This window comes from Pseudomonas sp. Sample_9 (assembly GCF_004307535.1).
In the GTDB taxonomy this organism is placed as follows: Bacteria; Pseudomonadota; Gammaproteobacteria; order Pseudomonadales; family Pseudomonadaceae; genus Aquipseudomonas; species Aquipseudomonas mercuritolerans.
In genome coordinates this window covers 1-705 of the sequence record NZ_RAZO01000333.1, presented here as the reverse complement: position 1 = coordinate 705, position 705 = coordinate 1, and the positions used below count along the sequence as shown (strand labels likewise).

Below are 705 nucleotides of genomic sequence, written 5' to 3'. Positions count from 1 at the left end.
AAGCGGAAAATTTTGCTTTGAAATATCGAGAAATACGATCAAGAGTCTGCGAGCGGGGTGTTAAGGAAGGATTAAAGGCGAATTCGCTGTGAGGTGCTTGTACAAATGACTGATGCCGCGTTTCAACGACAAAGGCACAGGACTGCGAAGCCGATAACCCTGTACCGCTGATGCGGCTTTTGAACCTGTTCGAATGATGTCTCCATTCTCATTACAGACAGGTGCAAAAACATGGCTCTGCGATATACGCCCTTTCAAGCAAGCGGTTCTTCTGTACTGCCGCCCAATCAAACGATGTCTCCCGGCCAATTCCTGCAATCCGAGAACGGTCGATTTCGTCTGATGCTGCAAAGCGATGGAAATCTGGTCCTCAAAGACGGTGAGGGGGTTATCTGGATCGCCGACGCCAATCAACCTTACAGCGCAACTTTGCACCCGAAGAAGATGCGCGAGCCGCTGCAGTTCGTGATCAGCAACAGCGGCTTTCTGTATGACCCTTCCAGGCGACGATTATGGATCGCGGAAAGCACGCACAGCGCCGACAAGGCGCTTTGGTACAACACATACATGACTGTGCAGGACGATGGAAACCTGGTGATTTACGACCAGCGCACGGGCAATCTGCGCTGGGCGCGTTTCGGTTTCATTCCCGGGCGCCTGCGCAAACCCAAGCAAAAGTGGCTGAGGAAACTGCCGAACGGGACA

1 protein-coding gene is annotated in these 705 nt (G+C 52.6%); it reads left to right on the top strand.

What is annotated here, in order from left to right; genetic code table 11:
• Nucleotides 1-231: 231 nt before the first annotated feature.
• The coding region (locus D6877_RS18600) for a hypothetical protein (protein ID WP_130911721.1) at nucleotides 232-705 on the top strand (474 nt) is incomplete at its 3' end.